Origin of the sequence: Streptomyces sp. NPDC005262, assembly GCF_042872425.1 — a bacterium.
Classification (GTDB): domain Bacteria; phylum Actinomycetota; class Actinomycetes; order Streptomycetales; family Streptomycetaceae; genus Streptomyces.
Window position 1 is genome coordinate 89,049 of the sequence record NZ_JBIAKK010000018.1, and the last position, 25,589, is coordinate 114,637.

The 25,589-nt window shown below is 68.6% G+C and carries 24 protein-coding genes and 3 pseudogenes; 14 read left to right on the top strand and 13 right to left on the bottom strand.

Going from position 1 to position 25,589, the window contains the following annotated elements:
• Positions 1-231 precede the first annotated feature (231 nt).
• On the bottom strand, positions 232-1,059 hold the full coding sequence (locus tag ACFYP5_RS32205; RefSeq protein WP_389042428.1) for an alpha/beta fold hydrolase: 828 nt from the start codon (positions 1,057-1,059) through the stop codon (positions 232-234).
• Between the two features lie 241 nt (positions 1,060-1,300).
• On the bottom strand, positions 1,301-2,053 hold the full coding sequence (locus ACFYP5_RS32210; protein WP_389042429.1) for an SDR family oxidoreductase: 753 nt from the start codon (positions 2,051-2,053) through the stop codon (positions 1,301-1,303).
• 91 nt (positions 2,054-2,144) lie between these two features.
• Between ACFYP5_RS32210 and ACFYP5_RS32215 the strand changes: the two genes are divergently transcribed.
• From ACFYP5_RS32215 to ACFYP5_RS32225, 3 genes and pseudogenes are all read left to right on the top strand, one after another.
• On the top strand, positions 2,145-2,741 hold the full coding sequence (locus tag ACFYP5_RS32215; protein WP_328891546.1) for a TetR/AcrR family transcriptional regulator: 597 nt from the start codon (positions 2,145-2,147) through the stop codon (positions 2,739-2,741).
• A gap of 357 nt (positions 2,742-3,098) precedes the next feature.
• Positions 3,099-3,425, top strand: a complete 327-nt coding sequence (locus tag ACFYP5_RS32220) for a BRCT domain-containing protein (RefSeq protein ID WP_389042431.1) — start codon at positions 3,099-3,101, stop codon at positions 3,423-3,425.
• Between the two features lie 459 nt (positions 3,426-3,884).
• A pseudogene (locus ACFYP5_RS32225) lies at positions 3,885-4,616 on the top strand (arginase family protein); the annotation flags it as partial.
• A gap of 157 nt (positions 4,617-4,773) precedes the next feature.
• Here the strand turns inward: ACFYP5_RS32225 and ACFYP5_RS32230 are convergent.
• Both ACFYP5_RS32230 and ACFYP5_RS32235 read right to left on the bottom strand, forming a co-directional pair.
• Positions 4,774-5,211 (bottom strand): GNAT family N-acetyltransferase, encoded by a 438-nt coding sequence (locus ACFYP5_RS32230; protein WP_389042433.1) that lies wholly within the window; start codon positions 5,209-5,211, stop codon positions 4,774-4,776.
• A gap of 139 nt (positions 5,212-5,350) precedes the next feature.
• Positions 5,351-5,677: a hypothetical protein gene (locus ACFYP5_RS32235; protein ID WP_389042434.1), complete on the bottom strand. Its 327-nt coding sequence runs from the start codon at positions 5,675-5,677 to the stop codon at positions 5,351-5,353.
• A 25-nt stretch (positions 5,678-5,702) separates the two neighbouring features.
• On the opposite strand from ACFYP5_RS32235, the pseudogene ACFYP5_RS32240 reads away from it, so the two are divergent.
• From ACFYP5_RS32240 to ACFYP5_RS32250, 3 genes and pseudogenes are all read left to right on the top strand, one after another.
• Positions 5,703-5,903 (top strand): annotated as a pseudogene (locus ACFYP5_RS32240) (MFS transporter); the annotation flags it as partial.
• Between the two features lie 285 nt (positions 5,904-6,188).
• Entirely contained in the window at positions 6,189-6,455 is a 267-nt protein-coding gene (locus tag ACFYP5_RS32245; RefSeq protein WP_329157295.1) for a GlsB/YeaQ/YmgE family stress response membrane protein, read from the top strand.
• A gap of 339 nt (positions 6,456-6,794) precedes the next feature.
• Positions 6,795-7,037, top strand: coding sequence for a hypothetical protein (locus ACFYP5_RS32250; protein ID WP_326816350.1), 243 nt, complete (start codon positions 6,795-6,797; stop codon positions 7,035-7,037).
• A 68-nt stretch (positions 7,038-7,105) separates the two neighbouring features.
• On the opposite strand, the gene ACFYP5_RS32255 is transcribed toward ACFYP5_RS32250, so the two are convergent.
• The 5 genes from ACFYP5_RS32255 to ACFYP5_RS32275 form a co-directional block, all read right to left on the bottom strand.
• A complete protein-coding gene (locus ACFYP5_RS32255; RefSeq protein WP_389042436.1) occupies positions 7,106-7,351 on the bottom strand; it encodes a DUF5133 domain-containing protein in 246 nt (81 codons plus the stop codon).
• Positions 7,352-7,429: 78 nt separating this feature from the next.
• Positions 7,430-8,248: a SigB/SigF/SigG family RNA polymerase sigma factor gene (locus tag ACFYP5_RS32260; RefSeq protein ID WP_389042558.1), complete on the bottom strand. Its 819-nt coding sequence runs from the start codon at positions 8,246-8,248 to the stop codon at positions 7,430-7,432.
• A 475-nt stretch (positions 8,249-8,723) separates the two neighbouring features.
• A complete protein-coding gene (locus ACFYP5_RS32265; protein ID WP_389042438.1) occupies positions 8,724-9,140 on the bottom strand; it encodes a VOC family protein in 417 nt (138 codons plus the stop codon).
• Between the two features lie 313 nt (positions 9,141-9,453).
• Positions 9,454-9,624 carry a hypothetical protein gene (locus ACFYP5_RS32270; protein ID WP_030932556.1) on the bottom strand — a complete coding sequence of 57 codons (171 nt, stop codon included), beginning with the start codon at positions 9,622-9,624 and terminating at the stop codon, positions 9,454-9,456.
• A 292-nt stretch (positions 9,625-9,916) separates the two neighbouring features.
• Positions 9,917-11,095, bottom strand: a complete 1,179-nt coding sequence (locus ACFYP5_RS32275) for an alpha/beta hydrolase (protein ID WP_389042439.1) — start codon at positions 11,093-11,095, stop codon at positions 9,917-9,919.
• Between the two features lie 452 nt (positions 11,096-11,547).
• On the opposite strand from ACFYP5_RS32275, the gene ACFYP5_RS32280 reads away from it, so the two are divergent.
• The gene (locus ACFYP5_RS32280) at positions 11,548-12,279 is read left to right on the top strand and encodes an alpha/beta fold hydrolase (protein WP_389042441.1); all 732 of its coding nucleotides are present in this window, start codon (positions 11,548-11,550) and stop codon (positions 12,277-12,279) included.
• A gap of 42 nt (positions 12,280-12,321) precedes the next feature.
• Here ACFYP5_RS32280 and ACFYP5_RS32285 read toward each other — a convergent pair whose 3' ends face one another.
• The 4 genes from ACFYP5_RS32285 to ACFYP5_RS32300 all read right to left on the bottom strand — a co-directional run bounded on the left by ACFYP5_RS32285 (position 12,322) and on the right by ACFYP5_RS32300 (position 19,161).
• A complete protein-coding gene (locus tag ACFYP5_RS32285; protein ID WP_389042443.1) occupies positions 12,322-12,951 on the bottom strand; it encodes a class I SAM-dependent methyltransferase in 630 nt (209 codons plus the stop codon).
• A gap of 284 nt (positions 12,952-13,235) precedes the next feature.
• Entirely contained in the window at positions 13,236-14,060 is an 825-nt protein-coding gene (locus tag ACFYP5_RS32290; RefSeq protein WP_389042445.1) for a hypothetical protein, read from the bottom strand.
• A gap of 203 nt (positions 14,061-14,263) precedes the next feature.
• Positions 14,264-14,767 (bottom strand): AAA family ATPase, encoded by a 504-nt coding sequence (locus ACFYP5_RS32295; RefSeq protein ID WP_389042447.1) that lies wholly within the window; start codon positions 14,765-14,767, stop codon positions 14,264-14,266.
• Between the two features lie 218 nt (positions 14,768-14,985).
• Entirely contained in the window at positions 14,986-19,161 is a 4,176-nt protein-coding gene (locus tag ACFYP5_RS32300; protein ID WP_389042448.1) for a tetratricopeptide repeat protein, read from the bottom strand.
• 128 nt (positions 19,162-19,289) lie between these two features.
• Between ACFYP5_RS32300 and ACFYP5_RS32305 the strand changes: the two genes are divergently transcribed.
• The 7 genes and pseudogenes from ACFYP5_RS32305 to ACFYP5_RS32335 all read left to right on the top strand — a co-directional run.
• The gene (locus ACFYP5_RS32305) at positions 19,290-19,457 is read left to right on the top strand and encodes a hypothetical protein (protein WP_389042450.1); all 168 of its coding nucleotides are present in this window, start codon (positions 19,290-19,292) and stop codon (positions 19,455-19,457) included.
• A complete protein-coding gene (locus ACFYP5_RS32310) occupies positions 19,454-20,101 on the top strand; it encodes a hypothetical protein (RefSeq protein ID WP_389042452.1) in 648 nt (215 codons plus the stop codon). Before ACFYP5_RS32305 ends, ACFYP5_RS32310 begins: the two co-directional genes overlap by 4 nt.
• Before the next feature lie 144 nt (positions 20,102-20,245).
• The gene (locus ACFYP5_RS32315; protein WP_389042454.1) at positions 20,246-20,695 is read left to right on the top strand and encodes a MarR family winged helix-turn-helix transcriptional regulator; all 450 of its coding nucleotides are present in this window, start codon (positions 20,246-20,248) and stop codon (positions 20,693-20,695) included.
• A gap of 66 nt (positions 20,696-20,761) precedes the next feature.
• Positions 20,762-22,495 carry an MFS transporter gene (locus ACFYP5_RS32320; protein WP_389042455.1) on the top strand — a complete coding sequence of 578 codons (1,734 nt, stop codon included), beginning with the start codon at positions 20,762-20,764 and terminating at the stop codon, positions 22,493-22,495.
• A 593-nt stretch (positions 22,496-23,088) separates the two neighbouring features.
• Complete coding sequence (locus ACFYP5_RS32325) at positions 23,089-23,688, top strand: ArsR/SmtB family transcription factor (protein ID WP_389042457.1); 600 nt, start codon at positions 23,089-23,091, stop codon at positions 23,686-23,688.
• Positions 23,685-24,992, top strand: coding sequence for an MFS transporter (locus ACFYP5_RS32330; RefSeq protein ID WP_389042459.1), 1,308 nt, complete (start codon positions 23,685-23,687; stop codon positions 24,990-24,992). The genes ACFYP5_RS32325 and ACFYP5_RS32330 overlap by 4 nt, the downstream gene beginning before the upstream one ends.
• A gap of 156 nt (positions 24,993-25,148) precedes the next feature.
• A pseudogene (locus ACFYP5_RS32335) lies at positions 25,149-25,471 on the top strand (amidohydrolase family protein); the annotation flags it as partial.
• Between the last annotated feature and the right edge of the window lie 118 nt (positions 25,472-25,589).

Consider the following 25,589-nt stretch of genomic DNA (forward strand, 5'->3'; position numbering starts at 1 on the left):
TCCTCGGGATTTTCGGGTCCTGCGCGAGCGTGTGTCGGTCTCCGTCGTCCTGCGTGGCACTGGGCGGTTTCGCTTGGATCGGCCGGCTGCTGGTCCGGTTGTTGCGTCTCTGGTCCGCCGACTGACGAGAACCCCGGCGATACGCAGGGGCACAGATTCCCGCTCGGGTCTTTGCGCGATTCCTTTCCTGGGCCGGACGGCACTGCGGAACGGCACACACAATCGTGTCGTTCACCCGCGGGCGAACTCCAGCAGGTCGGCGTTGAAACGGTCGGCGAAGACGGGAACCATCGCCAGACCGTGCGGGGCGCCCGGGTACACCTTGAACGTGGCGTCCTTGACCAGCTTCGAGGACTTCGCGCCCGCGGCCACGATGGGCACGATCTGGTCGTCGTCGCCGTGCACGATCAGCGTCGGGACGTCGAACCGCTTGAGGTCCTCGGTCAGGTCCGTCTCCGAGAACGCCCTGACGCAGTCGTACGCGCTCTTGATACCCACCTGCATCGACCACAGCCAGAACGCGTCACGCGTGCCCTGCGAGACCGTCGAACCCTCCCGGTTGGCACCGTAGAACGTCTCACTGAGGTCCCGGTAGAACTGGGAGCGGTCCGTCGCGACGCCCGCCCGGATCTCGTCGAACACCTCGAGGGGCAGTCCCTCCGGGTTCGCCTCCGTCTTGAGCATCAGCGGCGGGATCGCGCTCAGCAGGACGGCCTTCGCGACCCGACCGGTCCCGTGGCGCCCGATGTACCGCGCCACCTCACCACCACCGGTCGAATGCCCGACCAGGATGACGTCACGCAGGTCCAGCGCCTCGATCAGCGACGCCAGGTCGTCCGCGTACGTGTCGAGGTCGTTGCCCACCCACGGCTGCCCCGAACGTCCACCCCCACGCCGGTCATGGGCAACGGCACGGAACCCGTTGTCCGCCACGAAATTCAACTGAGGGTCCCACGCATCGGCGGTCAGCGGCCACCCGTGACTGAACACGATCGACTGCCCCGACCCCCAGTCCTTGTAGAAGATCTCGGTTCCGTCTGCGGTCGTGATGAAAGCCACGGCGCGGATCCTTCCCTCAGTCACCGGGAAATCCGTCGTCACCGGGAAATCCGGCTGAACCCTCGGCGGACGGATTCCCTCGGGGAATACGACCGGATGGTGCACGTCGACTCATTCACGCTACCCAAGAAGCACCGAATCGGCGCGCCGTGAACCCCCTGGTGACGGCCCCGGCTGCACCACAGACACAGCTGGGCACCTCTGCGACTCCACCGAGCACCGCTCCAGGAGGGAGAACCACTCAGACCTGATTCAGTCCACCGTCGACGTAGAGCTCGGACCCTGTGACAAAACTGCTCTGGTCGGACGCGAGGAAGAGCGCTGCCGCAGCCGCCTCGGCGGGCTCGCCCATCCGGCCGAGGGGAACCTGCTGCGCGAAGAACGCGCGGAGCGACTTGGCCTCTTCCTCGTTGGGTGCCAGGCCGGTGATTCCCGGGGTCTTGATCGGTCCGGGCACCAGGGTGTTGACACGGATGCCACGGCCGCGGAGCTCGTTGGCCCAGGTACGCGAGAAGGAGCGGACGGCGGCCTTCGACGCGGCATAGACGCCGAACGCCTCTCCGCCGGTGGTCGCGGCGGTGGAACCGGTCAGGATCACCGAGGCGCCGTCATTGAGGAGCGGCAACGCCTTCTGCACGGTGAAGAGCGTCCCCCGGACGTTGATGTTGAACGTGTCGTCGAAGTGCTGCTCCGTCACCTCCTCCAGAGTCGCGAATTCCCCGCCGCCCGCATTCGCGAAAAGCACGTCAATGCGCGGGCCTCGCTCGGCCACGACCGCGAAGAGCCGGTCAAGGTCGGCCGGATTCGCTATGTCTCCGCGGACAGCGGTGACGCTGTGGCCGATCTCGGCGGCGGCCGCGTCCAGCGCGTCCTGACGCCGACCGGTAATGATCACGTGGGCGCCCTCGGCAGCGAAACGCCGCGCTGCGGCCAGTCCGATGCCGCTGTTCGCCCCGGTGACCACTGCCACTTTGCCTGCGAGTACTTCCGTCATGACGTGCCACTCCTCGATAGTTATTGACTGGATCGTCCATAACGTTAACTGTTGTGGACGAACGAGTCAAGAAAGCGTTATGCTCACCCCCATGGCACGACCTCGGAAATTCGACGAGCAGCAGGTACTGGACACCGCCCGGGAGCAGTTCTGGGCGGGCGGGTACGCCGCCACTCGCATGGACGACATCGCCGCGGCCACAGGCCTCGGCAAGGGCAGCCTGTACGGCGCGTTCGGCGGTAAGCAGGACCTCTTCCACCGCGTGTTCGACGACTACTGCAGCGCAATCGTCGACGCCACCGCCCAGCAGCTGCGCGGCGACGACAAGAACGCATACGCGCGGCTGTCGGCCCACATCCACGCGGTGGCCGCAGCCACCGCCGCAGACACCGCCCAGCGCGGATGCCTGCTGGCCAAGGGCACCGCCGAGCTGGCCGAACACGACAAGACCGTGGCCGAGCGAGCGCACACGGCCGTCGAAGCACTGCGCACCCTGCTGGAGCACGACATCACTGCCTGCCAGCGCAACGGCGACCTCGACGCGGACGCGGATCCCGGACAGCTGGCCGCGCTGGTCCTGGCCGTACTGCGCGGCATCGAAGCACTGGGCAAGGCCGGAGCCGACGAAGAGACGCTGACCGACATCGCCCGCACCGCCCTCGCCGTACTGCCCCGCCCCGCGAACTGACGGCCTCCGGCGACCGCCCGGTCCGGTCACGGTGACGCGGTCGCAGCAGAAGAACCACTCGCCGACCGTCACCTTGCGGCCCGCCGCGCCCCTCGCCGGAATCCGCGACACGGCGATGAGGACCTCGGCCCGTGAGCCGGACCGGTCGGGGCGGACGACATCGAACCCGCCCGCAGAGCCCGTGAGCCTCGGAGCCGGGCGGATCGGAATGGCGGTTTCGCGGACCAGGCAGGCCTCGTGATCGCCCGGCACTTCATCACGATGGACGCGATCCGCGCGGCCGACACCGACGCCCTGGCTGCCGTGCCGAAGCTCCCCGGTGCCAACGCCCCGTAGATCGCAGCCCACATCGCCGCCATGGGCGAGGTCATCGACAAGATGACCTCCGCCGGGGTGAACATGAGCGAGCCGGTCACCGAAGACGCCGCCAGCGGGCCGCCCGCAGGCCAGGTCGTCGTGGTCACCGGCGGCATGAACGGAGCCCTGGCCGGGCGCAACCGCAACGACGTGAAGGAGCTCATCGAGAACGCGGGCGGGACGTCCTCGGGCAGCGTGTCCAGGAAGACCACGCTGCTCGTCGCGGGCGAGAACACCGGATCCAAGCTGGCCAAGGCGCGAGAGATGGGCATCACGGTCCTCAGCGAGCAGGCATTCGCCGAGAAGGTCGCCGACTACCTCGCCTGACCTTCCCCGCTACTCCCATCTCACGGATGGGTCAGACCCGCAAGAGTCTGCCCCGCCCTTTGTGGTGCTTGCCGGTCCGGCCTCTGTCCACAGGCAGCCCGCCCAATGATCAGGACTTGATCGCAAGGGCGAGCAAGGGGCCAACCAGGTGTGTAGGTCGAAGTCCAAGGGCGGCAGGCGGTGCACGTCCTCATGCGCCCCCGTCACACCATGGTCAGGCCTGTGTGCGGATGGTTACGCTGTCGAGATGGATCACGAGGGGGCGGGACAGGAACCTGTAAGCCCGGTGGCCAGCCGGGAGCAAGATGCGGTGCGTCTCCTGCTGCTGATCGACGGCGCCTGCGAGCCGCTCGCCGAGGCTGAGAAGGCCATGCCTGCACTGGAGCAAGCGGTGGGCGTTCCGGCGCCCAATCGAAGTCGTCCCCATGGAACCCGGTGTAGCCGCCTCCGCCGTTGAAGCCACCCCGCTACGACCGCGGCGGCTGGCAGGAGGGCGAGGGCGTGTTCAACGCCGGGGCGATCGCCACGTACACCTGCAGCCTCGCCGACCGCATCGAGCACCACGTCCGGGCAGGGGACTTCCCGGTCGTCCTCGGCGGGGACTGTTCCATCCAGTTCGGCGCCTCACTCGCCCTCTGTCGCATCGGGCGGTAGGGACTCGCCGTCATCGACGGATCCGCGGACTTCCGGCATCCCGGGAACTCCGACCGTATCGGTGCCGCGGGCGGAGAGGAGCTCGCCATCGCTACCGGCCGCGGCCAGGCGGACCTGACGGACCTCGAAGGGCTGCAGCCGTACGTCAGGGACGAGGACGTAAGAGTCATCGGCATTCGGGACTGCGACGAAGAGCGCGCCGAGCTCACCGAGTTGAAGATCACAAACGCAACGGTCGGGGAGATCCGGGAGTGGGGCGCCGAGGAGCTGGCGGGCGCGGTTCTGCAGGCACTCGAAGTGCCTGTGACCGAGGGGTTCTCGGTTCATCTGGACGCTGACGTGCTGGACCCCTCCGTCATGCCCGCCGTCGACAGCCCCGACCCCGGAGGGCTCATGCCCGACGAACTCGCCGTGCTGCTGGGGACTTTGGTGTGGTCCGAGCACTGCGTGGGCTTCAACCTCACCATCTACGACCCCGACGGCTCCTGCGCGGCTCTCCTCGCCGACCTCCTCCAGGCGACCTTCACCGAACCCTGACCGGGAGCGGCCCTGTTCAGCTCGTGCATGACTGCGGTGGAAGGATTCCGCGGGCGGCGGCCGGTCAGCGAATCGGAGCCGACCGATCGAGACGGGAGCCGGCTCGGCGGCGCTGGTGGGATTCGGGGCTACCTGCGGCAGACCGTGATGACGCCTCTTACCGGTCGATAGCGAATCGATAGACCGTCGACTGGCGGACCTGGAAGCCGAGACGTTCGTAAAGCCGGTTCGCGGCCAGACGGTCCGGACGGGAGGTGAGATCGACTGTCCGGGCGCCGGCTTTTCTGGCGATCTGCAGGGCCTTCTCGGTAAGAAGGCCCGCGACCCCTTGGCCTCTCGCCATGCTGTCGACCACTACGTCTTCTACCCGGGCCCGCAGTCCGGACGGCAAGGGCAGCAGCACCAGAGTCAGAGTGCCGACGATCGCGTCGGATGTCCGGGCGACGAGAATGGTGGTGGCATCACACGTCACCATCCGGTCGACCGCTTCATGGTCGAGGGGGTCGGCCGTCGCGGACAGCTGCGGCAGCAGTCGGCTGAAGGCGTCTACGAGTTCCTCACTCGCTGCCTGGATGATCTCTACACGGACGTCCATGCCGGGACCCTATCCGCCTGCCAGGACCGCCGGGCACACCGGGCACGCCGGCGGGACACCGTACTGCCGACGGGATCTGTCGGTGGCGCCGGGGCCGGTCCCGCGGGGTCTGCGGTGACGTGCCATCAGGATCCCTGCCCTAGTTGGAGAAGTCTTCGGAGTGGATGTGCTCGGCTGGGACGCCCACCCTGGTGAGCGCGACGATCACGGCGTCCTCCATGCCCGGCGGCCCGCACAGATACACGTCGTACTCGGCGAGGTCGGGGAGCAGATTGCGCAGCGCCTGCGGCGCCAGCGGGTCGAAGGCGGCGTCGGAGGACCCGAGGAGATAGTGCAGCCCGGCCTGCCGGGTGCGGGCGATGGCTTCCAGCTCCTCACGCAGCACCAGTTGGGCCATGTTGTTCGCGCGGTAGAGCAGTGTGATGTCGCCGGGTCCGCCCGGCAGCGTCTCGAACAGTGCCCGCATCGGCGTGATCCCGACGCCGCCCGCGACCGGTGTCGGGGTCGCGGCCTACCATCCCGAGTCCGCCCGCGTTGCGCGGCTCGTCAGCGAGGGAGGCCACAGCGCGATGGGCTGGTTCTCCCTGGGCGGCAACCTCGGCTTCGCCGCCGCGCCGCTCATGGTCGCCGCCGTCGTCGCCCCCGGCGGTCTGCGCCTGTCGCTGCTGCTCGTGGTGCCGGCCCTCGTCGGGATTGCGGACAGTGGCGCAGCAGACCGGAGACGACACGGATGCCGAACTCTGAACGTCGCCCTCGACGAAGGGCTCAGCACTGTGCTCTTCGAGTCCTCAAGCCGTCTGGGCCTTGCGCTTGGCCGCACCCAGCCAGATCAACGTCGCCCCGCGCGTTGAAGTGATGCGGGGCAGCCGCTGACGGATGCTGGAAGTTGTCCGGCTGGTAGTGGTCAACCGTTCGCTGTGGCCGAAGTGGGCACAAGAGACGATGAGCAGCGGCGTTTGGGTGAAAGGTGCGTGTGTATGAGCATCATTGCGTGGATCTTGATCGGCCTGCTGGCCGGTGCGATCGCCAAGGCGTTGATGCCGGGTAGGGACCCGGGAGGCTGCCTGATCACGATGCTGATCGGCATCGCCGGCGGTCTTCTGGGCGGCTGGCTGGGAAAGGTCATCTTCGGCGTCCACTCGATCAAGGGCTTCTTCCACCTCTCCACCTGGATCGCCGCCGTGGTCGGATCCGTCATCGTTCTGGCCATCTACCGGCTCATCGCAGGACGACGCACCCACTGAGGCGCAGGGCGCACGGCGTCACCGCAGACCGCCGGCCCGGCACGGGCGGAGTTTGCGGTGTTGCCGTCCCGGTACGCCACGAACCACCGGACCGTCCAACATACGGTGATCGGCATCGCCCTCATGCACAACCTCTTTCAAGCCGGGCCGAGCAAGCCGGATCGGTCTCGAGCGGGGGCGCGACGCTATGTGAGTGATTCCTGCGGGACGGTCGGGTCGCATTCCACGCGCCGCCGGAGGACCGGGGCGCCTTCTCGCTAGTGTCCAGGGCGCCGCGCCTCCACGGGCAAACGGGCGGGCGCCCCAGCTCATCGATTCAGCAGCGAGGAAGGACCGTCCATGGCCGTGTGCGAGGTATGCAACAACGACTACGAGCTGGCTTTCGAGGTGCGTGCCGCGGGAGGAGCGGTCCACGTCTTCGACAGCATCGAGTGCGCCGCCCAGAAAATGGCACCGACGTGTGTCAACTGCCAGTGCCGCATCCTCGGCCACGGCATGCAGGCTGACGGACAGTTCTTCTGCTGCGCACACTGCGCGCGTGAGAAAGGTTTGTCCCCGTCCCAGCTCGTGGATCACGCCTGAACCACTCGGCCAGTGAGGTCGAGGCGCACAGGGGCAGCACCCCTGACCGGCCTCGTCGGTTACCTTCGTCAGTCGCTGGACGACGCTGCCGGAACCATGGGCGTCGCCACTTCGCTGAGCGCAGAGTTCAACTGCTGCTCTGCCACGGTGACGGCCGCTCCGGGCGTGCGCGTGCCTGTGGAGACACACAGCGTGTACGTGATGTCTTCCAGTCGGCGTCGCGTCTCGGACGATCCCTGTTCCGCGTGCAGGACCTTCAGCGTCTCGTACTGTTCGACAAGATTCCGCAGTATCGCGGGGTGTGCCAGCAGCACAACAGTCCTTCTCTCGGGTTTGTCCGTCCATTTTCTTCCCGACAAGGGCGGGTCTCCATCAAGCTTCTGACCGTCGGCTCAGGTCTCCGTGAGCATGCCGTTACGGAGCTTGGTCAGGGTGCGGGTCAGGAGCCTGGATACGTGCATCTGGGAAACGCCCAGTTCCGCACCGATCTGGGACTGGGTCATCTCCTGGCCGAAGCGCATCTCGACGATGTGGCGCTCCCGGTCGTCGAGCTCTTCCAGGAGCGGAGCCAGAGCGTGGAGGTCTTCCACCAGGTCCATGGCGGGATCGCGGTCGCCGAGGCTCTCGGCATAGGTGAGGCCGCCGTCGGATCCGTCGTCGTTCCCGCCGGGGGCGTCGAGAGAGCCGGCCGTGTAGCCGTTGGACGCCACCAGACCCTCGATGATCTCTTCGTCGCTCAGGTCGAGGTACTCGGCCAGCTCGTGAACGCTGGGCTGACGGCCCAGGACCACGGCCAGCCGGTCTTTGGCCTTGGCCAGTTCCAAGCGGAGTTCCTGCAGACGGCGGGGGACGTGGACGGCCCAACTGGTGTCACGGAAAAACCGCTTGATCTCGCCGACGATGTAGGGGATGGCGAAGGAGGTGAATTCGACCTCGCGTGACAGGTCGAAGCGGTCGATGGCCTTGATCAGGCCGACCGTCCCGACCTGGATGATGTCCTCCATCTCGCCGTTGCCGCGGTTTCGGAACCTGCTCGCTGCGAAGACGACCAGGCTCCGGTTCATCTCGATCAGAGTGTTGCGGGCGTACTGGTATTCGCGTGTGCCTTCTTCGAGGACCTGAAGCTGGTCGAAGAACAGCTTGGACAAGGCCCGGGCATCGTTGGGCGCCACTTTGCCCGCGTCCTCGATCCACGGCAGGTCACACATCATCCGCTCGCCGCGCGCCGACGATGTCGTCTGCTCCGGTGCTACGGACACTCCTTGGGCCTGGATGGATCTCGTCACGTCGCCACCAATCCTTGATTGACTGCCATGCGTCGCCTGCCCCCGAAGCCCATGATCAACCCCCCTCGCCGAACCGAGCAGGGTGGTCCACCGCCTTCCACAGTCAGACGTGCCCGGGCGCCGGGGACGGCTGAGCGGGCCCAGACATCTCAAGGACGAGGCTGCCAAGGGCCCGCGCCACGGCGCCCCTTGGGGGGCCACAGGCCGGTCGACGGCGAGGTCGTCGCCGGGTCGTACACCGGCACCGGGCGCCTCTTCACCGGGCTCACGACGCACTCGCTGGCTCACCCGGCCGACGATCGAACCCGGCCGCGTGCGCGCCCGGCGATGAGTGTTCAGTGCGCGCTCCAAAGCGGGGAGGAGCGCTACGAGTTGAGCTCGGACCCGATGGTCCGGCTCTTCATGGTGCGTTCTCTCCTCGGTCCACCGACTCGTCCCGCGGGGACACCGCGAGCGAAAAGGAATGCCCGGCGGGGTCGGCGTACAAACGTACGCTGCGTGAACCGATGCTGTCCTTGGTCTCTATCGGCATTGCGCCGAGGCTCACCGCCTCGCGTTCCGCCTCGTCCAAATCGCCGTGCGCAACGAGTATCCGAAGGTGCGCCTGCTGGGCGTCCTCCGGCCGGGGCCAGCTGGGCGGGGCGTACCCGTGATCCCTGCGGATCGCCAGATGTACGCCGTTGTGGCCTACGAGTTCCACGAAATCAGGATCGCTCATCGTCTGGATTTCGGCATCGAGCAATGAGGCGTAGAACTCCGCAAGGGCTTCGGGCTCCGCGCAGTCCAGGACGAGAAAACTTGTCTTCGCAACAGTCATGTGATTTCCGGTACCCGCCGGCGCGCAGAACACACGGCGACGACGGGTGTTCACTGTTGGCAGGCTCGGGCCTGTGCCCATTCGAGGATGTTTCCGGCAGCCGCATCGTACGGACCACAACATGCAGGGCACCTGTGCCGCCGGCTTCCCGCGCGATCTGCTGCTCCGTTACGCCGGTTGGGATTCCCGTGCCTGGTCAAGACGCCGCCGACCCGCATACCGCGGCAATTCTCTGGAAGAGGCAGATAAATGCGGGGCGGCTCCAGACCTGAATGTCTGGAGCCGCCCCGCATTACCGGGCTACCTCATCTCTCTACCAGCGGTACCAGCGGCCACGACGACCACCGGCTCCCACGGAACGCATGGCAAATCCGAGCAGCCAGACAGCCAGCACGATCACGGCGACGATCCACAGGGCCTTCAGTGCGAATCCGGCACCGAAGAGGAGCAGGGCGAGCAGGAGAACGAGAAGCAGGGGAACCATAGTTATCAACCTCCAGAACCACGTGTGCCCTGGCTCGACCCGGCCATGCATCCTAACTTTATGTGTTTCTTATTCCTCACTAAGGGCATACGGTACGTCCCCGCACCTCACGCACCTCGAACGAAAGACAGACAACAGAACGCACCGGCTGCCCCTTGCGCCCGGCCCACTACGGCTCCTCCCAAGGGCTGTCCCGTAATCCCTGATGGATCAGCGCGCGGCGTCACCTGCGGTGCATCGCAAGGTGGAAGGGCGTCATCGTATTGGCCCTGGAGCACTCCCGACACACGCCCTAAAGGGCTGAGTCGGGAGTGCGCCTCGGAGCAGCCAGGACCCAGGCGGCGAAGGCTTCGACGCCGTCCACGACAGCCTCGAAGCGCGCGGAGTGGAACAGGTCGAACGCGTGCTGTCCGCCAGGCAGTTCGGCGTAGACGAGGGTGCTCTCCGACACACGGCGCAGCCGGTCGACGAAGTACCGGGCGCCCTCGATGGTCGCCAGCGCGTCCTTGGTGCCGTGGGCGATGAGGAACGGTGGCGCACCGGGGTTGAGGTACGCATACGGTTGGTTCGGGGACGGTGTTGCGTCGGGCTCCTTGCTGAAGAAGTGTCCGTAGTAGCCATAGAGGCAGATCGCCGCGGTGACCGACGTGTCGGCCGCCTCGAATCCGGGCTGGAACACCGGGTCGTTCGGCGTGAGCGCACACACGGCCGCCAGGTTGGAGCCGGCGGAACTGCCCGCCACGAACAGCCTCGACGGATCGGCGCCGTATTCGGGGACGTGCTCGCGGACCCAGGCGATGACCTTTTTGGCGTCGATCTGGTGGCCGGGGAAAGTGGTCTGGGGCCGCAGCCGGTAGTTGGCGCTGATGCACACCCACCCCTGACCGGCGAGCCGGTAGAGCAGGGGCCGCGCCTCGCGGCTCTTCGCTCCGCTGGTGAACCCGCCGCCGTGGAAGTAGATCAGGACCGGCCCGTTCTGCGGTGTGTCGCGGCGGCGGTAGATGTCGAGCAGATTCCGGCGGCCGGCGTCCCCGTAGCTGATGTTGGGGATCCGCTCCACGTCGCGCCGCCGCATCAAGCGCGACAGCAGCGGGAAGCTGGCCCAGGACCGGCGGCGGTTCAGCGGTTTGTGCGCATGATCCCGCCAGCCGGTCCCAAGCCCCTGCTCAAGGGCGCGCCCGACCACCTGGTCCGTCCGCAGGCCCCGCCAGGCGGACACGGCCATCCCGGGGATGGTGGCGAGTGCCACCGCGGCCGTCACCTTGCTCGCCGGTGACTCCAGATCGCCTTGGGTGGCGGCCAATGCCGTGGATGCCACCACGGCGAACATGCCCAGGAAGGGCGCCTCGTTGAGGACCATGCCGAACCAGAAGCTCATTGTCGCCAGCGGTCGGGGCCTGCGCGGTGCGACAAGGGCGAAGAAAGTGCACCAGGTCAAGAGCGCGGTCGTCACCACGTATCCCATAGGCATGCGCATGACCCTACCCCGGTCAAATTTGGGCGTATTCCCCGCTTGTTGTAGTCGGGTTGCTGCGGCAGTTACGGCAAGAGGTGCCGCAAGCGGGCCCGGGCATGCCAGAGCCACCTGGCCTCGGAGGCGAAACCCAGTTTGGCCTGCATCATCGCAGGGGTGACCAGCCCGACGTCGGTAAGCTGCGACGCGATCCCCACGGCGGCCGCTACGGCACGAACAGGTCCGGACGCTCCTTCAGCGGATCGCCTGTGGCGGCATCGAGTGCTGTCGCGATGGTGTCCAGGTCGTTCGCCGCACAACGGTCTTGGACGCCGTCATTCTCGTCTCCACAAGCATGTGACTGAACGCCACACAGTTGGCCATTTGTGCACCTTCTGGCATCTCCCTTGATCGCGAGAAGGATCCCGCCGGTAGAGTCGGCTTGGGAACGATGTCACCTGGGGGACCTGATGACGGCAGCGGATGCAGTGCCCATAGTCTTCGTTCACGGAACGCGCTTCAGCGCGGGACAGTGGAGCATGCAGCTTGCCGCACTCCGGGACGAATTCCCGGTAGCCGCTGTTGACCTGCCCGGCCACGGGGAACGCGGTGCTCAGCCCTGGAGCCTGAGCACGGCGACAGAGATCATCGCTTCCGCGGTGGACTCGCTCGACCGCGGGCCGACCTTGGTCGTCGGTCACTCCCTCGGCGGATATGCCTCGCTGGAGTTCGCGCGACGCTGTCCGGAACGGCTGCGTGGGCTGATCCTTGCGGGAGCCAGTGCATCCACGCGCGGCCTCTGGGCAGCGCCCTATCGGTGGGTCGCCAGGCTTGTCCCCCGTATGCCTGCGGATCGTCTGGCTCGTTGGAACGACCGGTTGCTGCTGCGGCTCTACCCACGGGAAGTGGTGGAGGCGACTCTACGGTCCGGCTACGCCTTCCATACCCTGCCAGCGGCCTGGGACGAGGTACTCGGACGCTTCGACGCAGGTGCGATGCGTTATGTGAACGCTCCGGTCCTCATCCTGAACGGTGAGAAGGACGCCGTCTTCCGTACCAAGGAGGCGGACTTCGCCCGCGCGCATCCGCATGCTCGCGTCGAATTGATCCCGCGGGCACGACACCTCGCGAACTTCGACGCCCCGGATGCCTTCACCGATTCCGTCCGCCGCTTCGCGCGCCAGCTCCCTGCCAACAGTTGAGCACGCCACAGCCGGGATCACCCGACGCGTCTGAACACCTTCTCAGGGGAGGCGGGCCAGCAAGTGTGCGTCGAGGAAACCCCGCTCGGAGGCAGGGTCATGGAGCAGCCGGGCGAACGTGACGAGCCCGGCCCCGGCCAGCAACTCGGCGAACCGGTCCACCGGCCAGCTGTAAGCGGGCGTCACCTTGTGGTCGAAGCGGACCGGCTCGGGTCCGTCGGTCGCGAAGAACGAGACCAGGAGCAGGCCTCCTGGTGCCAGGACACGCACCTGCTCGGCAAGCAGCGCGGGCAATTCCCCAGGCGGGGTATGGATCATCGAGTAATGGGCCAGCACGCCGCCGAGCGCGCCGTCCTCGAACGGCAGGCCCTCCATCCGCGCCTCGTCGAACCGCAGCGCCGGATGGGCCCGCCGGGCGTGGTCGACCATGGCCGGGGAGAGGTCGATCCCGAGAGCGTCCAGCCCCAAATCGTGCAGCATGGCCGTCAGATGTCCAGGCCCGCACCCGACGTCGGCTGCCCGCGGATTCCCTGTCCCTCGCACCAGCTCGGCGAAGGTACCGATCATGGCCCGCGAGAACGGCTGCGTCTCCAGCCGATCGGCGAACATCGACGCATACAGCTCCACGATCCCGTCGTAAGCTGCCCTGGTCTCGTTCTGGTGCTCCACCACGGTAGAGAAGCTAACACCCGCGCACGCTCGCAGCTTTTCCGGCCCCGTGCCGACCCCCGCTCCTGGACTCTGACCCGCCCCATCACATGATCACGGGGCGGGCCCTGGTTCTTGACCGCACAGGTCCACCAATTCCAACCATCGCAACCACACGCTCAGACCCCCTCCCTGCCCGCCTGCCTGTGCCGACGCGACACCAACGCCCGCCATACCAACCGGCTGCTGAACTTGATCGGGTGATGTCGGGTTCGGTTGACGTGCCGCCTCCCGCCCGTCCTTGTCTCTCAGCGGCGGGTCGGTTGCAGGCGTTCGATGCGGTCCGGGTCGCCGGTGAGCAGGTCGCGGTGACTGATGGTGAAGTCTCCGTTGGGCAGAGTCTGCCCGCGGCCGTAGTGCCGGCCGACGACGGCGGTGGGGAGGAAGGCGCGCAGGCGGTGACGCATGTCCCTGGGGTACGCGACGGGTGCGCCCCAGTCGGAGGGGGCTTGGTCGGTGGAGAACAGGACCCAGTGGTCCACGGGCACGGTGGCGTCGAGGTCCGGTGCCTTACCGGTGTGGCTGTCCAGGGCCGGCACGGTCAGCCGGTCGGGGTCGAGGGGCGGGTACCACAGCAGCAGGGGCTTGGCACGTTGCGCGTCGGCGTTGTCGAAGCAGCACACGGCGATGGTGTGGTCGGGGAAGTGGTCGGCGTAGAAGTGCAGGAGATCCGGGTCGAGATCGGGGCGCCGGTGCGGCGGCACCTGCCACAGCGCGGCGGGAACCGCGGTGGGGTCGTCTGCCAGGAGCACCGTGTAGACGTCGTGGTCGAAGACCTGGACGGGCCGCGGTTCCGCGCTCATCCACGCGATGCCGTCGGCTGCGGCGGTGACGTGATCCACGGCGGCGACCATGCGGTGCAGGATGTCGCCGGCGCGCCCGGCGGAGAGGAAGTGCCCGGGTGTGAGCTGCCTGGTGGGCAGGTGCAGCAGCATGGCGTTCGGGCCGTCCGCCAGGTTTAGGGCCGTGTTTTGGTAGCCCAGGACGTGGACGAGGCCGTGCACGCGGTGGTGCTGGCGCCCGCAGTACGCGATCGTGCCGGAAAACGCGGCCCCACCTGTCGAGATGCACATGGCGGCAAGGTACCGCCCCTGCCCGACGGGCGCCGGAACCGGGCCGCCGAGCTGAGCGTGCGCGCGAACGGTCAGACCACGGAAGTCCCCCGACCCGTTCAAGTTCAGTGGCGCGGCCCAGCGCAGGGAGCGGGCCCGCATCCGCAGCGAAAAGGGCATCCGCTGGGGCGGGCTTCCTCTCGCCGCCGAACGGCTTCAGACGTTCAAGTCGAGGACTGCATGACGACCTGCTCACCCTCTCCGTCCGGTTCCTCGAAGTTGGCCAGGTAGCGGTTGAACAGCGTCTGATCCACGGTGACGGAGTTGGCGCCTTCCTCACCTTTCCGTAGCGCGAGGCGATGCTCCAGCGTCGTCCGATCGGCCTTGAGGTGGACCAGTTCCCAACGGCAGCCGTGGTTCTCGATCAGCGCCTTGTAATCGTCGCGGGCGGCACGACTCCAGAAGCTGTAGTCCACCACCGCATCGCGCCCGGCCAGCATCAGCTCGACCAGTTCCTGCCGCTGTTCGCGGCGGACCTCTTCCTTGAGCTGGTCGAACTCCTCAGCCTTCAGCACGAGGCCGGCGTCGCGCCGCCCGAGTCGCTGCCAGACCACCTCGTCAATCGAGAGCCGAACGTAACCGCGTCGCACCAACTCCTTCGCGTACGTGGTCTTTCCCGCTCCAGGAAGACCACACATCAGCACCACGGTGCTCAATTGCTGTGTCACGGAGCCAGGTTAGACCCGAGATGAGCGCTCCTCCGTGGCGACAGGGGCGCCCGCCGGGAGCTGGCCCCACCGCCGCCGACCGACCCGGCGAACCTGTGCGGTCATAGCACTTGTGGAGGAGCTCGTCGGCAATGTTCGTCCAGGTGAAGGACCGGCGCCGCGCGGCCGAGCGAAGATGCTTGTCGCGGGCGCACCGTCACCCGGGGAAGGGGGCGTGCCTACCCCGCGCGACCCCCCGTCGTCGGCAGCATCGCGGTGAGGGAGAGGACCGCCGAGACCGACGCCTCGTCGAAGTGGCGGCCGAGCAGGCGGGTGAACTCCTCGTCGCCGAGCGCGGCGCGCTGTTGGCGCAGGGCCGTGAGGTTGAGGACCGCATTGTCCGACTTGACCTGCTGGTTGAGGGAGAGCGCCCGCACCATCAGCGGTACCGCCTCCTCGGGAAGCCCCTGTTCCGCGCGCAGGTTGCCCAGCCCGCCGTAGTCGAGCGCCACCTCCGTCCACGCGCCCTCCGCCTCGTCGATGGCCAGGCACTCGCGGTAGCACTGCTCGGCCAACTCCAGGTCGCCCCGCAACTGAGCCACCCGGCCCAGGTGGAACGTACTGTTGGAGACCCCCGCCTGGTTGCCCAGCCGTCGTTTCACGGCCACCGAGGCGCGAAAGTACTCCTCCGCTTCCCCGTAGGCGCGCCGGTCCTGGCAGACGCAGCCGAGCTGGTGGAGCACGATGGCCCGGTTGGTGTGGTTGCCCAGCTGCTCGAAGAGTGTGAGCGCGGCCCGATAGCTCCGCTCGGCAGCCTCCAGATGCCGGGTCTGAAGGTTCACGAGCCCGAGGTCTTCGTGGCACTTGGCGACGGCCTCGGTGTAGCCGGCCGCCTCGCACACCGGCAGCGCTCGCAGCAGGAGCATCCGGGCCGTGCCGTATGCGCCCCGCGCGCTCGCGGCGATCGCCAGTTGCACGTAGGCGCTGCCCAACGGCGATGGGCTCGACGACGAGTTGAGCAACCGTCTGTGCTGCGCGACGATGTCTGTGACGTCGTTCGCGGTCCGGGCATCGACATGTCGCCGTACGATCCTGTCGAAGGTGTCGGCGCCGAGCTCCAAGCACTGGACGGCGAGCCAGTCGAGGTCCGGGTGCCCGCCCGGGTCCCGCAGCCCTTCGAGCCAGGCCTCGAGCGTGCACGGCACCGCGTCCTCCGCACGCCCCAGGACCGTTCGTGCGGCGCCGAGTTGTCGGTTGCATTCGGCGAGATGGACCCTCTCCCCGAGCGCTGCGAACACGGCGCTCGCGCGGGAGAAGCACGTCTCCGCCCACGGCATGTCCCCGAGGTCGCGGGATATCTCACCGAGCAGTTCGCAGCTCTCGGCGATGTTCGTGCTGCTCCCGATCGCTTCGAAGATCTCCAGGGCCGCCCTCGCGTCCACCTGCGCCGCCTCGTGGTCGAACCGGGCGAGGGCGATCTTCGCCAGCCTCAACCGGCCGTTTCCCTCGTTCACCCGGTCGCCCAGCGTGATGTGGTGGGAGAGAGCGACGCGCGTGCACCGTTCCGACTTCGCATAGTCCTTCGCACGGAAGGCCAGGATGCCGATCTGGTGCTGAGCGGCCGCGATCCCCGCGAGATCGCCCAGTTCCTCGCAGATGGCCAGCACCTCGATGTACTGCTGCTCCGCGAGACGATCGTCGCCCCGGCGGCTGGTGTGGTCGGCGAGTTGGTGCAGGGTGATGGCCACCCGCCGGCGCTCGCCGATGCGCTCCGTGATGGACATCGACTGCCGGTACAGGCGCTCCGACGCGGCGTGGTCGCCCCGGCGCTCGGCGAGCAGGCCCAGGTTGTGCAGCACGCTCCCGACCAGGTCGTCGGCCCCCAGCTCCTCGAATCGGGTCAGCGCCTGCCGATAGCGGCTCTCGGCCACCGCGTACCGCCCCTTGCGCGCGTCCAGTCCGCCGAGTTCCGCCAGACACTCGGCGGCGGCCAGCGACCCTGGTGCGGCCATCGACAGCGCCTCGTGACGCAGCCGCTCCTCCCGGGCCCACTGGCCGCTCTGCTTGAGTTCGTGACAGGCCTGTTGCGTGTGGTCGAGAGCCGTCGGCACGCGGCCGCCGGCCAGTTCGTGGAACCGCGCCTCGAGTACGTAGCCGATGTAGGTGTCCTGCGCCGTCGTCGTGCCGCACCGCCACGCCCAGTACGCGCCCGCCCTGCGGTGGGCATCGGTCAGCCGTTCCGGTCCTGCGATGCGCGCCAGGGCCGCGGCGGTCCAGCGGTGCACCAGGTAACCGCCGCCGGCGGGCGCGAGGAGCCCGAGGTGCACCAGCCGTGCCACGGCCTCGTCCAGGCCGTCCGGCTCCGGCGGCGGCTCCGTCGCGTCGGCCGGGTGGGCCGACCCGTCCGGCGCTGCCGCGACCTGCCACGTGAGACCCGTCCGGTCCACCGGCAGCCGGTACACCGCCGCGCCCAGCAGCAACCGCCGCGCCGCAGGGGCCTCGTCGAGCCGGGCAAGCAACTGCGGCAGGAGCACGTCCTGCGCGATCAGCGCACAGGTCTCGTGCAGCTTCCGCCCCAGCCCGCCGCCCGGGGCGGTTTCGCGGTCGGCCAGTGCGGCGCCCAGCCGGGCGCTCACCTCGTCGAAACGGGCCGCGCCGTCCCGCAGCAGCGCGTCGAGGTACTCCAAGGAACGCGGATGACCGCCCAGACGCGCCCACACCTGAGCCTGCTCGGGCGGAGACAAGGCGTCGATCCCGGGCAGGCGCCAGATCAGCTTCCGGGTCTCCTGCCAGGTCAGCGGCCCTAGATGAAGGCTCTCGACACCCGGGGCCGGGAAGGGATACCTGCTGGTCACGAGGGTGCTGTGGCGCTCCGCCCAGATCTGGAGGAACTCCGCGAGTTCCTCGTCGACGAGGTGGTGCTCCGCGTCCAGGTTGTCCTCGGCGTTGTCGAGAACGAGCAGGAGCGGTACGGAGGACCCTGCGGACGCCCCGAGCAGGTCCCGCCAGTCACGTCCGGGCTCGTTCAGGGCGATCACCCACTGGTGCAGCGGATCGGTCTCCATGAGCCCCTTCCGGGCACAGTGGGCGCCCAGCCGGCGGCGCAGCTGCTCCATGATCGTGTCGACGGCCGTCTCACCGGCGACCGCCACCACGACGCCGTCCGGGGCGGCAGCCGTGAAACGGCGGACGAGTTCGGCGGCCAGGCTCGTCTTGCCGATGCCACCGATGCCGTGCAGCAGGACCTGCGGCCGGGTGCCGGCGAGCTGTCGCAGGGTCCTTCTGCGGCCGACGAAGTCGTGCCGTCCGCGGACCGTGCCGTCGACCACGACTGCCTGCGTGCCGGGTTCGTCCAGGGAGGCGCCGGGCGTTTCGAGGGGGTCGACGACGCGCCGTGCGGCGGAGGGGCCGCCGCTCGGACGTGACGCCGGATCGGCGAGAAACAGCGCCGGCGTCGCCCACTCGGGAAGCGGGCGCGGTTCGCGCGCAAGCTCCCGGCGTACCTCCGAGAAGACGGTGAGCAGGTCCGTGTCCGGGCGACTCGCCAGCCTCTTGTACAGTCGCGCGCACAGTTCGATGGCGTAGTCGTCGCTGACGACGCTGTTCATCGCCAGTACGGCCTGAGCCCCGTTGTCCAGCAGGCTCCTGGCCAGGCCGGGCAGCTCGGCCTGGCCCTCCAGGGCGGTGGAACAGCCCGCCAGCACGATGAGCGGCACCCCTCCGTCGGACGGCATGACCTCCTGTACGAAGCGGGCCGCGTCCACCGCGTCCTCCTCGCCCGTGGGGGTCTCCAGGAGCAGTCTTCCGGGGCGGGCATGGCACGAGATGTGCAGGACGTCGCAAGGCTCCGCGTCGAGCGCGGACCGGATCGCCGCCGCGCTGCCCCACTCCAGGACGCGTACCCGGTGGCCTGTACGGCGACCGGGCTCCACGGCGTCCAGGATCCTCGCCCATTCACGTTCGTAGTCCAGGAGTTGCCCGGAGCTGTCGTCGGGGGCCGCGATCGCGGCGACGATCCGCAGGGGGCCGCCGGCAACGGCGGGGGCCGGCTTGCCGGTGCGCTGCGTCGTCCGGCACAGATCGACGCCGGGGTCCAGCGCCAGCGGGACGCCGCGACCAGGCGGCAGGAGCGTCTCCCACGGCAGGTCTGCCACCGCCGGATCGGTCACCTCGACGCCGATCCGGTGCCGGCCCGGGCGGCGCAACTCCTCCGACAGTGCCCGGCCGACGGGGCCGTCCAGGAAGCGGTCCGCGAGCGCGGCACCCACGTCCCGCAACAGTTCGTCCGACGGTTCCCTGCGCAGCCTCCACAGCAGATCGGCCGTGCGCTGACTCGCTGCCCTCGGTGTCTGTGAGGTTCTGACGCCCCCGATGTCGCACATCACGTTCGTGGTGCCGATCGCCAGCTTGATCACGTGAGCCCCCGTCCCGCTCTCACCTGTGCCCCGTCCCGATCGACCGTACAACTCGCTGCACGGTCAGGATGACGGCGCGCACGACGCGGGACAATGACGCCAACTGCACGACCCGTCATACTGAGTTCATGTCGGACATCCCGGAGGAGCCCCCGCAGCCGAACACGGTGCGGCTCAACGAGGCCGGTCTGCTCGAATACTTCGACGGGGAGGTGTGGGCGGCGTACGTGGACCTGCCGGACGACGATCCCGGGCCGCTGGGCGTCGTACTCCGCCTCCGCAAGGAATCGCCGTGAGTGCCCCGTCCGCCGGCGGGGGCTACGGCCCCGCCGTCCTCGACGCCCTGCCCTCACCGCTGGACTCCGTCGCCGACAGCAGGGAGGCCGCGCGGTGGACCCTCGCATCCACCGGCGCCGTGGGCGCGCTGCTGCTCGGCGGCGGCCCGTTGCTCGCCGTGGGCCGGATCGGCGACTGGGCGCACGCGGCCTGGGCCGGTGGTGGCCTGTTCGTGGCGCTGCTCGGCATCGCCTGGGCAATGTGGCAGACCAGCGAGGTGCTCGTACCACCGCTGACCACACCCGAGATCCTCACCTCACCGGCCCTGCGCGGGCTGCGCGAGCAGCTCGACGCCGCACCCGGCTACTACTTCGGCTCCGCGGCCACCGACGTCGAGGGCCTACTGCGGCACCGCCGGATCGCCACGGAGATCTCCCGACGAATGCTGGCCGCCGGAGCGGCGGAACGGGCGGCGCTGGAACGCGGACTGGCCACGGCTCACCGCAACATCGCACGGACCGACCCGTATCTGCGATGGCTGCTGGCGACCGCCCACGCCTGGATCGTGCGGGAGAAGCTGCGCAAGGCGCGGCGGCACACCTTCCTCTCCGCCGTGCTCGTCATCGTCGGCGCGGTGGTGTTCCTCGGCGCGACCGGCCGCTGAGAACGCCAGGGGCTGTCCCGTAATCCCTGGGGCGCGCGACAAATCGCCGCGCAGCAGCCGCCCGAGACCCACCGATGGCGCGTTTCCGAACTCGCCGGACCCCCGAATCTTGCTGCACAGTACATGCTTATGCATAATAGGGTTATGCATAAGCGCGTTATGGACATCGACGCTCCGGCCGAAAGCCTGATGATCGCCGTGGAGCAGGTGGTTCGCTACGTGCGTCAGAACGCCAGCACCGGCGGTCTGAGCACGGCGGCCTCCTCCGCGCTGGCCCGGCTGGGCCGCGAGGGCGCGCACCGTCTGACCGAACTGGCGCGGGCCGAAGGCGTATCCCAGCCGAACATGACCCAGCTGGTCACCCGCATGGAGCGCGCGGGCCTCGTCCGTCGCGTCGCCGACCGCGACGACGGCCGGGCCGTTCTGGTGGAGGCCACCGACACCGGTCTGGAAGTCTTCCGGCAGCGACGCGCCGAACGCGCTCAAGCCCTCGACCTCCTCGTCGAGGAGCTCACCGAGCCGGAGCAGCAGGCCGTGAAGATCGCGCTGCCGGCCCTGGCACGCGCCATCCAGGACCGCCAGGCCAGCTCCTGACCCGCCCCGCAAACCAGTCCGCTCTCCCCCATCGCCTCTTCCTCAACCCCTTGGAGAGAAACGCGCATGAGTGCATCGCATGGAAAGGCCGCCAGTCCCTTCAAGCAGCCCAAGGCCGTCTGGGCCGTGGCGTTCGCCTGTGTGATCTCGTTCATGGGCATCGGTCTGGTCGACCCGATCCTGCCCGCCCTGGCCGACAGCCTGCACGCCTCACCGAGCCAGGTCTCCCTGCTGTTCAGCAGCTACCTGATCGTGACCGCGGTCGCCATGCTGTTCGTCGGCTGGGTCTCCAGCCATCTCGGCGCCAAGCGCACTTTGGTCATAGGTCTGGCCATCATCGTCGTCTTCGCCGCACTGGCGGGCACGAGCGGCTCCATCAACGGCATCGTCGGCTTCCGCGCCGGCTGGGGTCTGGGCAATGCGCTGTTCATCGCGACCTCGCTGGCCGTCATCGTCGCCTCCGACAGCGGCGGCTTCGGTGGCGCCATCATCCTTTACGAGACCGCTCTCGGGCTCGGCATCGCCGTCGGCCCGCTGCTTGGCGGCGAGTTGGGCGGCATCAGCTGGCGCGGTCCCTTCTTCGGCGTCGCCGCACTCATGGCCGTCGCGCTGGTCGCCACGCTCGCCTTCGTGCCCTCGCTCCCCAAGCCGAAGCGCCCCGTCTCACCCATCGCTCCGCTCAAGGCGCTCCGTCATCGCGGGCTGCTGACCATGGGCATCATGGCCCTGCTGTACAACTGGGGATTCTTCACCATGCTGGGCTACGCGCCCTACCCCATGGAACTCAACGCCCATGAGCTCGGCCTGGTGTTCACCGGCTGGGGCCTGCTCGTGGCCGCCTTCAGCGTATTCTTCGCCCCGCGCCTGCAGGCGCGGTTCGGCACCGCTCCGGTGCTGTACGCCAACCTGCTCGGCCTCGGCATCGTGATGGCCATCATTGCCGCCGGAGTCAGCACGCCCACCGTGGTGATCGTGGCCGTCATCGTCAGCGGCGCCTTCATCGGCATCAACAACACCCTCACCACCCAGGCCGTCATGCTCGTCTCCCCCGTCGAGCGTCCCGTCGCCTCCTCCGCCTACGGCTTCCTGCGCTTCATCGGCGGCGGCCTGGCCCCCTTCGCCGCCGGCAAGCTCGCCGACGCCACCGATCTGAGCGTCCCCTTCTGGCTCGGCGCCGCCACCTTCCTCCTCGCCATCCCGGTCCTGGCCAGTGGCCACGGCCTGCTGCGCCAGGCCGAGGCGCACACCGGCGACACCGAGCCGGCGACGCCGTCGCTCACCCCCGTGGGCATCCCGGCCCCGGCGAGCGAGGCGCCTCCCGTCATTGTCGCCGTAACCTCCCACGACAAGGCCCCTGCCATCGTCGACGCCGCGGCCCGGCTCGCCCGCGACACGGGCAGCCCTCTTGAGGTCGTCCACGTCCAACAGACCGCCGTGGTCGAAGAACTGGCCGTCGACACCGAGACCACCGACCAGGCACGCGCCGCAGTCACCGCCCACCTCGACCGGCTCGCCGCCCACGGCATCGCCGCCACCGGCCAGATCCTCACCAGCATCGGCAACCATGCCGCCGCCGGCCGCGCCCTCGCCCAGCACGCCGCAGACGTACACGCCCGAGCCGTCGCAGTCGGGCACTCACCACGCGGCCCGCTCACCCAGTTCGCCGACGGCAGTTTCACCAGCGCCCTCACCCACGCCGCCACCTGCACGGTCGCCCTCATCGGGCCTGACCACACGCCGCGACACCTGACCATGGACACCCTGGCAGAACTGCGAAACAGCGCCGTCCGAGGGAGTTGAAGGTCAGGCGGTCAGCAGTGGCCGCAGCTGTGCGGCGGGATCGGTGCCCCGGCCTGCGACGGCGCCGCGGCGATGGTTGTCCGCGGCGCCTTCCGCACGCCCGGGCCGGGGCGGTCCGGCGCCTCAGGGCAGCGTCGGCGGCGGGCGGCCTGTCCTCACTGGACGCATCGGCCATCACCCTCGGCGGCGCCGCGGTCACCCCGGCGGGCACCGCCGACCGGGCCCCGCGAAGCACCCGCCTGCCCTCCGATGCGCCCATCACGGTGACACCCGGCACTGCGCAGATCATCACGATCACCCGCTGACGCTCGCGCATCCGAACGACCGAGTCCTCCACGAAATGCATGTGGTCAGGGCGGCACCCGTTCCCGCAAGGGTGCCGCCCATCGGTCGCGTCGGGCGGGCGCGGCCGCACCCATCTGCCCGGGCACCTGCGCAGCAACGCCCGGCGGCGCCGTCGGACTTGGAACATCAAGGCGCGGGTGCTCGGCAGATGTCTGAGGTCGCCGAACCCGACGAGTCCGGTTCAGGCAGCGGAACCCGCAATGTATGAGAGTTGACTCTCACACATTATGAGAGAACACTCTCACACCATGGACCGTGGTAATCGCCTGGGCGACATCGAGATCACTGACCCGAAAGCCATGCGGGCGCTGGCGCATCCCGTGCGACTTGCAATCCTCGAACGTCTGCAACGACATGGGCCCGCGACGGCGACGCAGCTGTCACCTGATGTCGGAGCCACCCCGTCCGTGGCCAGCTGGCATCTGCGCCACCTGGCGGGCTTTGGACTCGTCCGCGACGCCGAGCCCGGAGCGGATCGCCGCGAACGGAGGTGGGAGGCCGCGGCACGTGGTTTCCGGTTCGACATGCCGGAGGACGACGAGGGTCGGTCGGCGGCACGGGTGCTGTCCCGGGAAATGTTCGTCCACTCCGCCGACCTGCCGCATCGGTGGGTGACGGAGACCGAGCCCGGACTCGATGCGGAGTGGCGCAGGCCGGCGGGGCTGGCCAACACCCGCGTAGTGGTGTCCGCCGAGGAACTCGCGGCCATCGAGGATGCGATCGAAAGTGTCCTCGCCCCCTATGTGACGCGCGATGCGGCACAACGGCCGAGCGGTGCCCGTGGTGTCCGGCTGCTGCGCTACGTCCTCCCGGAGGGCACCGAAGAGCAGACAGGCGAGATCGCATGAGCTCCCCGCCGATATCGCTGTGGCGGGACCAGCGGTTCGTCCGCTTCTGGGCGGGGCAGTCGGTGTCGCAGCTCGGGGACCGGATCTCCGAACTGGCGATACCCCTGATTGCCCTGACGGCTCTGCATGCGTCGGCCAATCAGGTTGCGTGGCTGACCGCGCTGGCCTGGGCACCGAATCTCCTCGCCATCGTGCTGGGTGCCTGGGTCGATCACAGAGTTCACAAGCGCCGCCTGATGGTCCTCGCCGATCTGATACGCGCATGCCTGCTGCTCACCTTGCCGGCCGCATACCTGTTAGGCAGCGTGACGCTCGTCCAGCTGTATGTGGTGGCACTGCTGACCGGCGCCGCGGGGGTGCTGTTCAACACCGCCTACCCGCCCTTCTTCGTGAACCTCGTGCCGCGCACGTCCTACGTCGACGCGAACAGCAAGCTCAGCGCCAGCCGGTCCGCCTCCTACGTCGCCGGCCCCGCCATCGGCGGTGCTCTCGTCCAGGCCCTCACCGCGCCCGTCGCCGTGATCGCCGACGCCCTGACCTTCCTGGTCTCCGCCGCTCTGGTCGGGCCGATCCGGGTCGACGAACCGGCCGTCGTCACCGGTGAGACGGCACGTCCTTCACTGCTGCGCCGTGCCGGAGAAGGGCTGGCCTTCGTCGTTCGTCACCCGGTTCTGCGAGCGAGTCTCGGTTGCGCGACGACCCTCAACTTCTTCACTTTCGTGGCGGGCACAGGCCTGACCGTACTGTTCGCCGACCGGGTGCTCGGCTTGTCCGCGGGGACCATCGGGCTGGCGTTCGGTATCGGATCGACGGGAGCTCTTCTGGGCGCGGTGATAGCCCCGCGGATCTCGCGATGGATCGGCGTGGGCCGGAGCATCGCGGTCGGCGCAGTACTGTTCCCGGCCCCCATCGCCATTGCCGCCACGGCAAGCGGACCGACATGGGCACGCGCAGGGGCTCTGGGCCTGGCGGAATTCCTCGCCGGAATCGGCGTCATGCTGTTCGACGTCAACCTCAACTCCCTGCAGGCGGCAGTGATACCGGACAACATGCGCAGTCGCGTAGCCGGCGCCTACAGCACAGTCAACTACGGCATACGCCCCATCGGTGCCGTCATCGGAGGCATGCTCGCCACCCTCGTCGGACTCCGGGCGACCTTGATCACGGCCGCCGTCGGAGGAGTGCTGTCGCTGCTCTGGCTGTTGCCCTCAGCCATACCGCGCATCCGCTCCCTGCCTACCGACGACCCGCTCGCCGCCGACGCAGGCGGCACTGAGACCGACAGTCAACCGGCACCTCGATGACACGTAGGTGAGGCTTTCGGCCACTCGCCTCGTCCAAGCGCTCGACAGCGGCTCGTCAGGCTTGAAGGCAGGTTCCAGGACTGTCGGTAATCCCTGGTGGATCAGCACGCGGCGTCAGACGCGCATCGTGAGGCAGAGGGGCGTCCTCGTGCCGGCCACGGAGTCCACGTCGGCCTCGGCACCGACGGTGTGCGCGACGCGTGGAGCCCCTTCGGCAACGCGGATAGCTGCACCGTTCCCACCTGCTGGCCTGGGTCCAGGACGTGCGGCAGGACGAAGAGCTGGAAGCCGCCTTCCGGGCGGGCGCCGACGGCGGCGCCCAGCTCCTCAGCCTGCCCCGGGTCGACCTGAAGCCCGGCTCCCCGGCCGACTTCTTCCTCGTGCGCGGCGAGTGTCTGCCCCAGGTCGTGGTGGACGTGCCCGCGCGGGACATGATGGTGCGCGCCGGACGGATCATCGCCAAGGACGGCGAACTGACCCACCAAGGGCTGTCCCGTAATCCCTGGAGGCTCGTCGGCGTTTGCATGCGGGCGTCCGGGGCGGTGGTCCTGCTGGAAACCGGGTTGTGCGGAGCAGACACTGTCGCCAAGGTGCAGG

Coding starts and splice junctions, on each gene's coding strand:
- ACFYP5_RS32210 (WP_389042429.1), bottom strand. CDS start 2,053: ATGACGGAAGTACTCGCAGGCAAAGTGGCAGTGGTCACCGGGGCGAAC.
- ACFYP5_RS32215 (WP_328891546.1), top strand. CDS start 2,145: ATGGCACGACCTCGGAAATTCGACGAGCAGCAGGTACTGGACACCGCC.
- ACFYP5_RS32220 (WP_389042431.1), top strand. CDS start 3,099: ATGGGCGAGGTCATCGACAAGATGACCTCCGCCGGGGTGAACATGAGC.
- ACFYP5_RS32230 (WP_389042433.1), bottom strand. CDS start 5,211: ATGGACGTCCGTGTAGAGATCATCCAGGCAGCGAGTGAGGAACTCGTA.
- ACFYP5_RS32235 (WP_389042434.1), bottom strand. CDS start 5,677: ATGCGGGCACTGTTCGAGACGCTGCCGGGCGGACCCGGCGACATCACA.
- ACFYP5_RS32245 (WP_329157295.1), top strand. CDS start 6,189: ATGAGCATCATTGCGTGGATCTTGATCGGCCTGCTGGCCGGTGCGATC.
- ACFYP5_RS32250 (WP_326816350.1), top strand. CDS start 6,795: ATGGCCGTGTGCGAGGTATGCAACAACGACTACGAGCTGGCTTTCGAG.
- ACFYP5_RS32260 (WP_389042558.1), bottom strand. CDS start 8,248: ATGATGTGTGACCTGCCGTGGATCGAGGACGCGGGCAAAGTGGCGCCC.
- ACFYP5_RS32265 (WP_389042438.1), bottom strand. CDS start 9,140: ATGACTGTTGCGAAGACAAGTTTTCTCGTCCTGGACTGCGCGGAGCCC.
- ACFYP5_RS32270 (WP_030932556.1), bottom strand. CDS start 9,624: ATGGTTCCCCTGCTTCTCGTTCTCCTGCTCGCCCTGCTCCTCTTCGGT.
- ACFYP5_RS32275 (WP_389042439.1), bottom strand. CDS start 11,095: ATGCCTATGGGATACGTGGTGACGACCGCGCTCTTGACCTGGTGCACT.
- ACFYP5_RS32280 (WP_389042441.1), top strand. CDS start 11,548: ATGACGGCAGCGGATGCAGTGCCCATAGTCTTCGTTCACGGAACGCGC.
- ACFYP5_RS32290 (WP_389042445.1), bottom strand. CDS start 14,060: ATGTGCATCTCGACAGGTGGGGCCGCGTTTTCCGGCACGATCGCGTAC.
- ACFYP5_RS32305 (WP_389042450.1), top strand. CDS start 19,290: ATGTCGGACATCCCGGAGGAGCCCCCGCAGCCGAACACGGTGCGGCTC.
- ACFYP5_RS32315 (WP_389042454.1), top strand. CDS start 20,246: ATGCATAAGCGCGTTATGGACATCGACGCTCCGGCCGAAAGCCTGATG.
- ACFYP5_RS32320 (WP_389042455.1), top strand. CDS start 20,762: ATGAGTGCATCGCATGGAAAGGCCGCCAGTCCCTTCAAGCAGCCCAAG.
- ACFYP5_RS32325 (WP_389042457.1), top strand. CDS start 23,089: ATGGACCGTGGTAATCGCCTGGGCGACATCGAGATCACTGACCCGAAA.
- ACFYP5_RS32330 (WP_389042459.1), top strand. CDS start 23,685: ATGAGCTCCCCGCCGATATCGCTGTGGCGGGACCAGCGGTTCGTCCGC.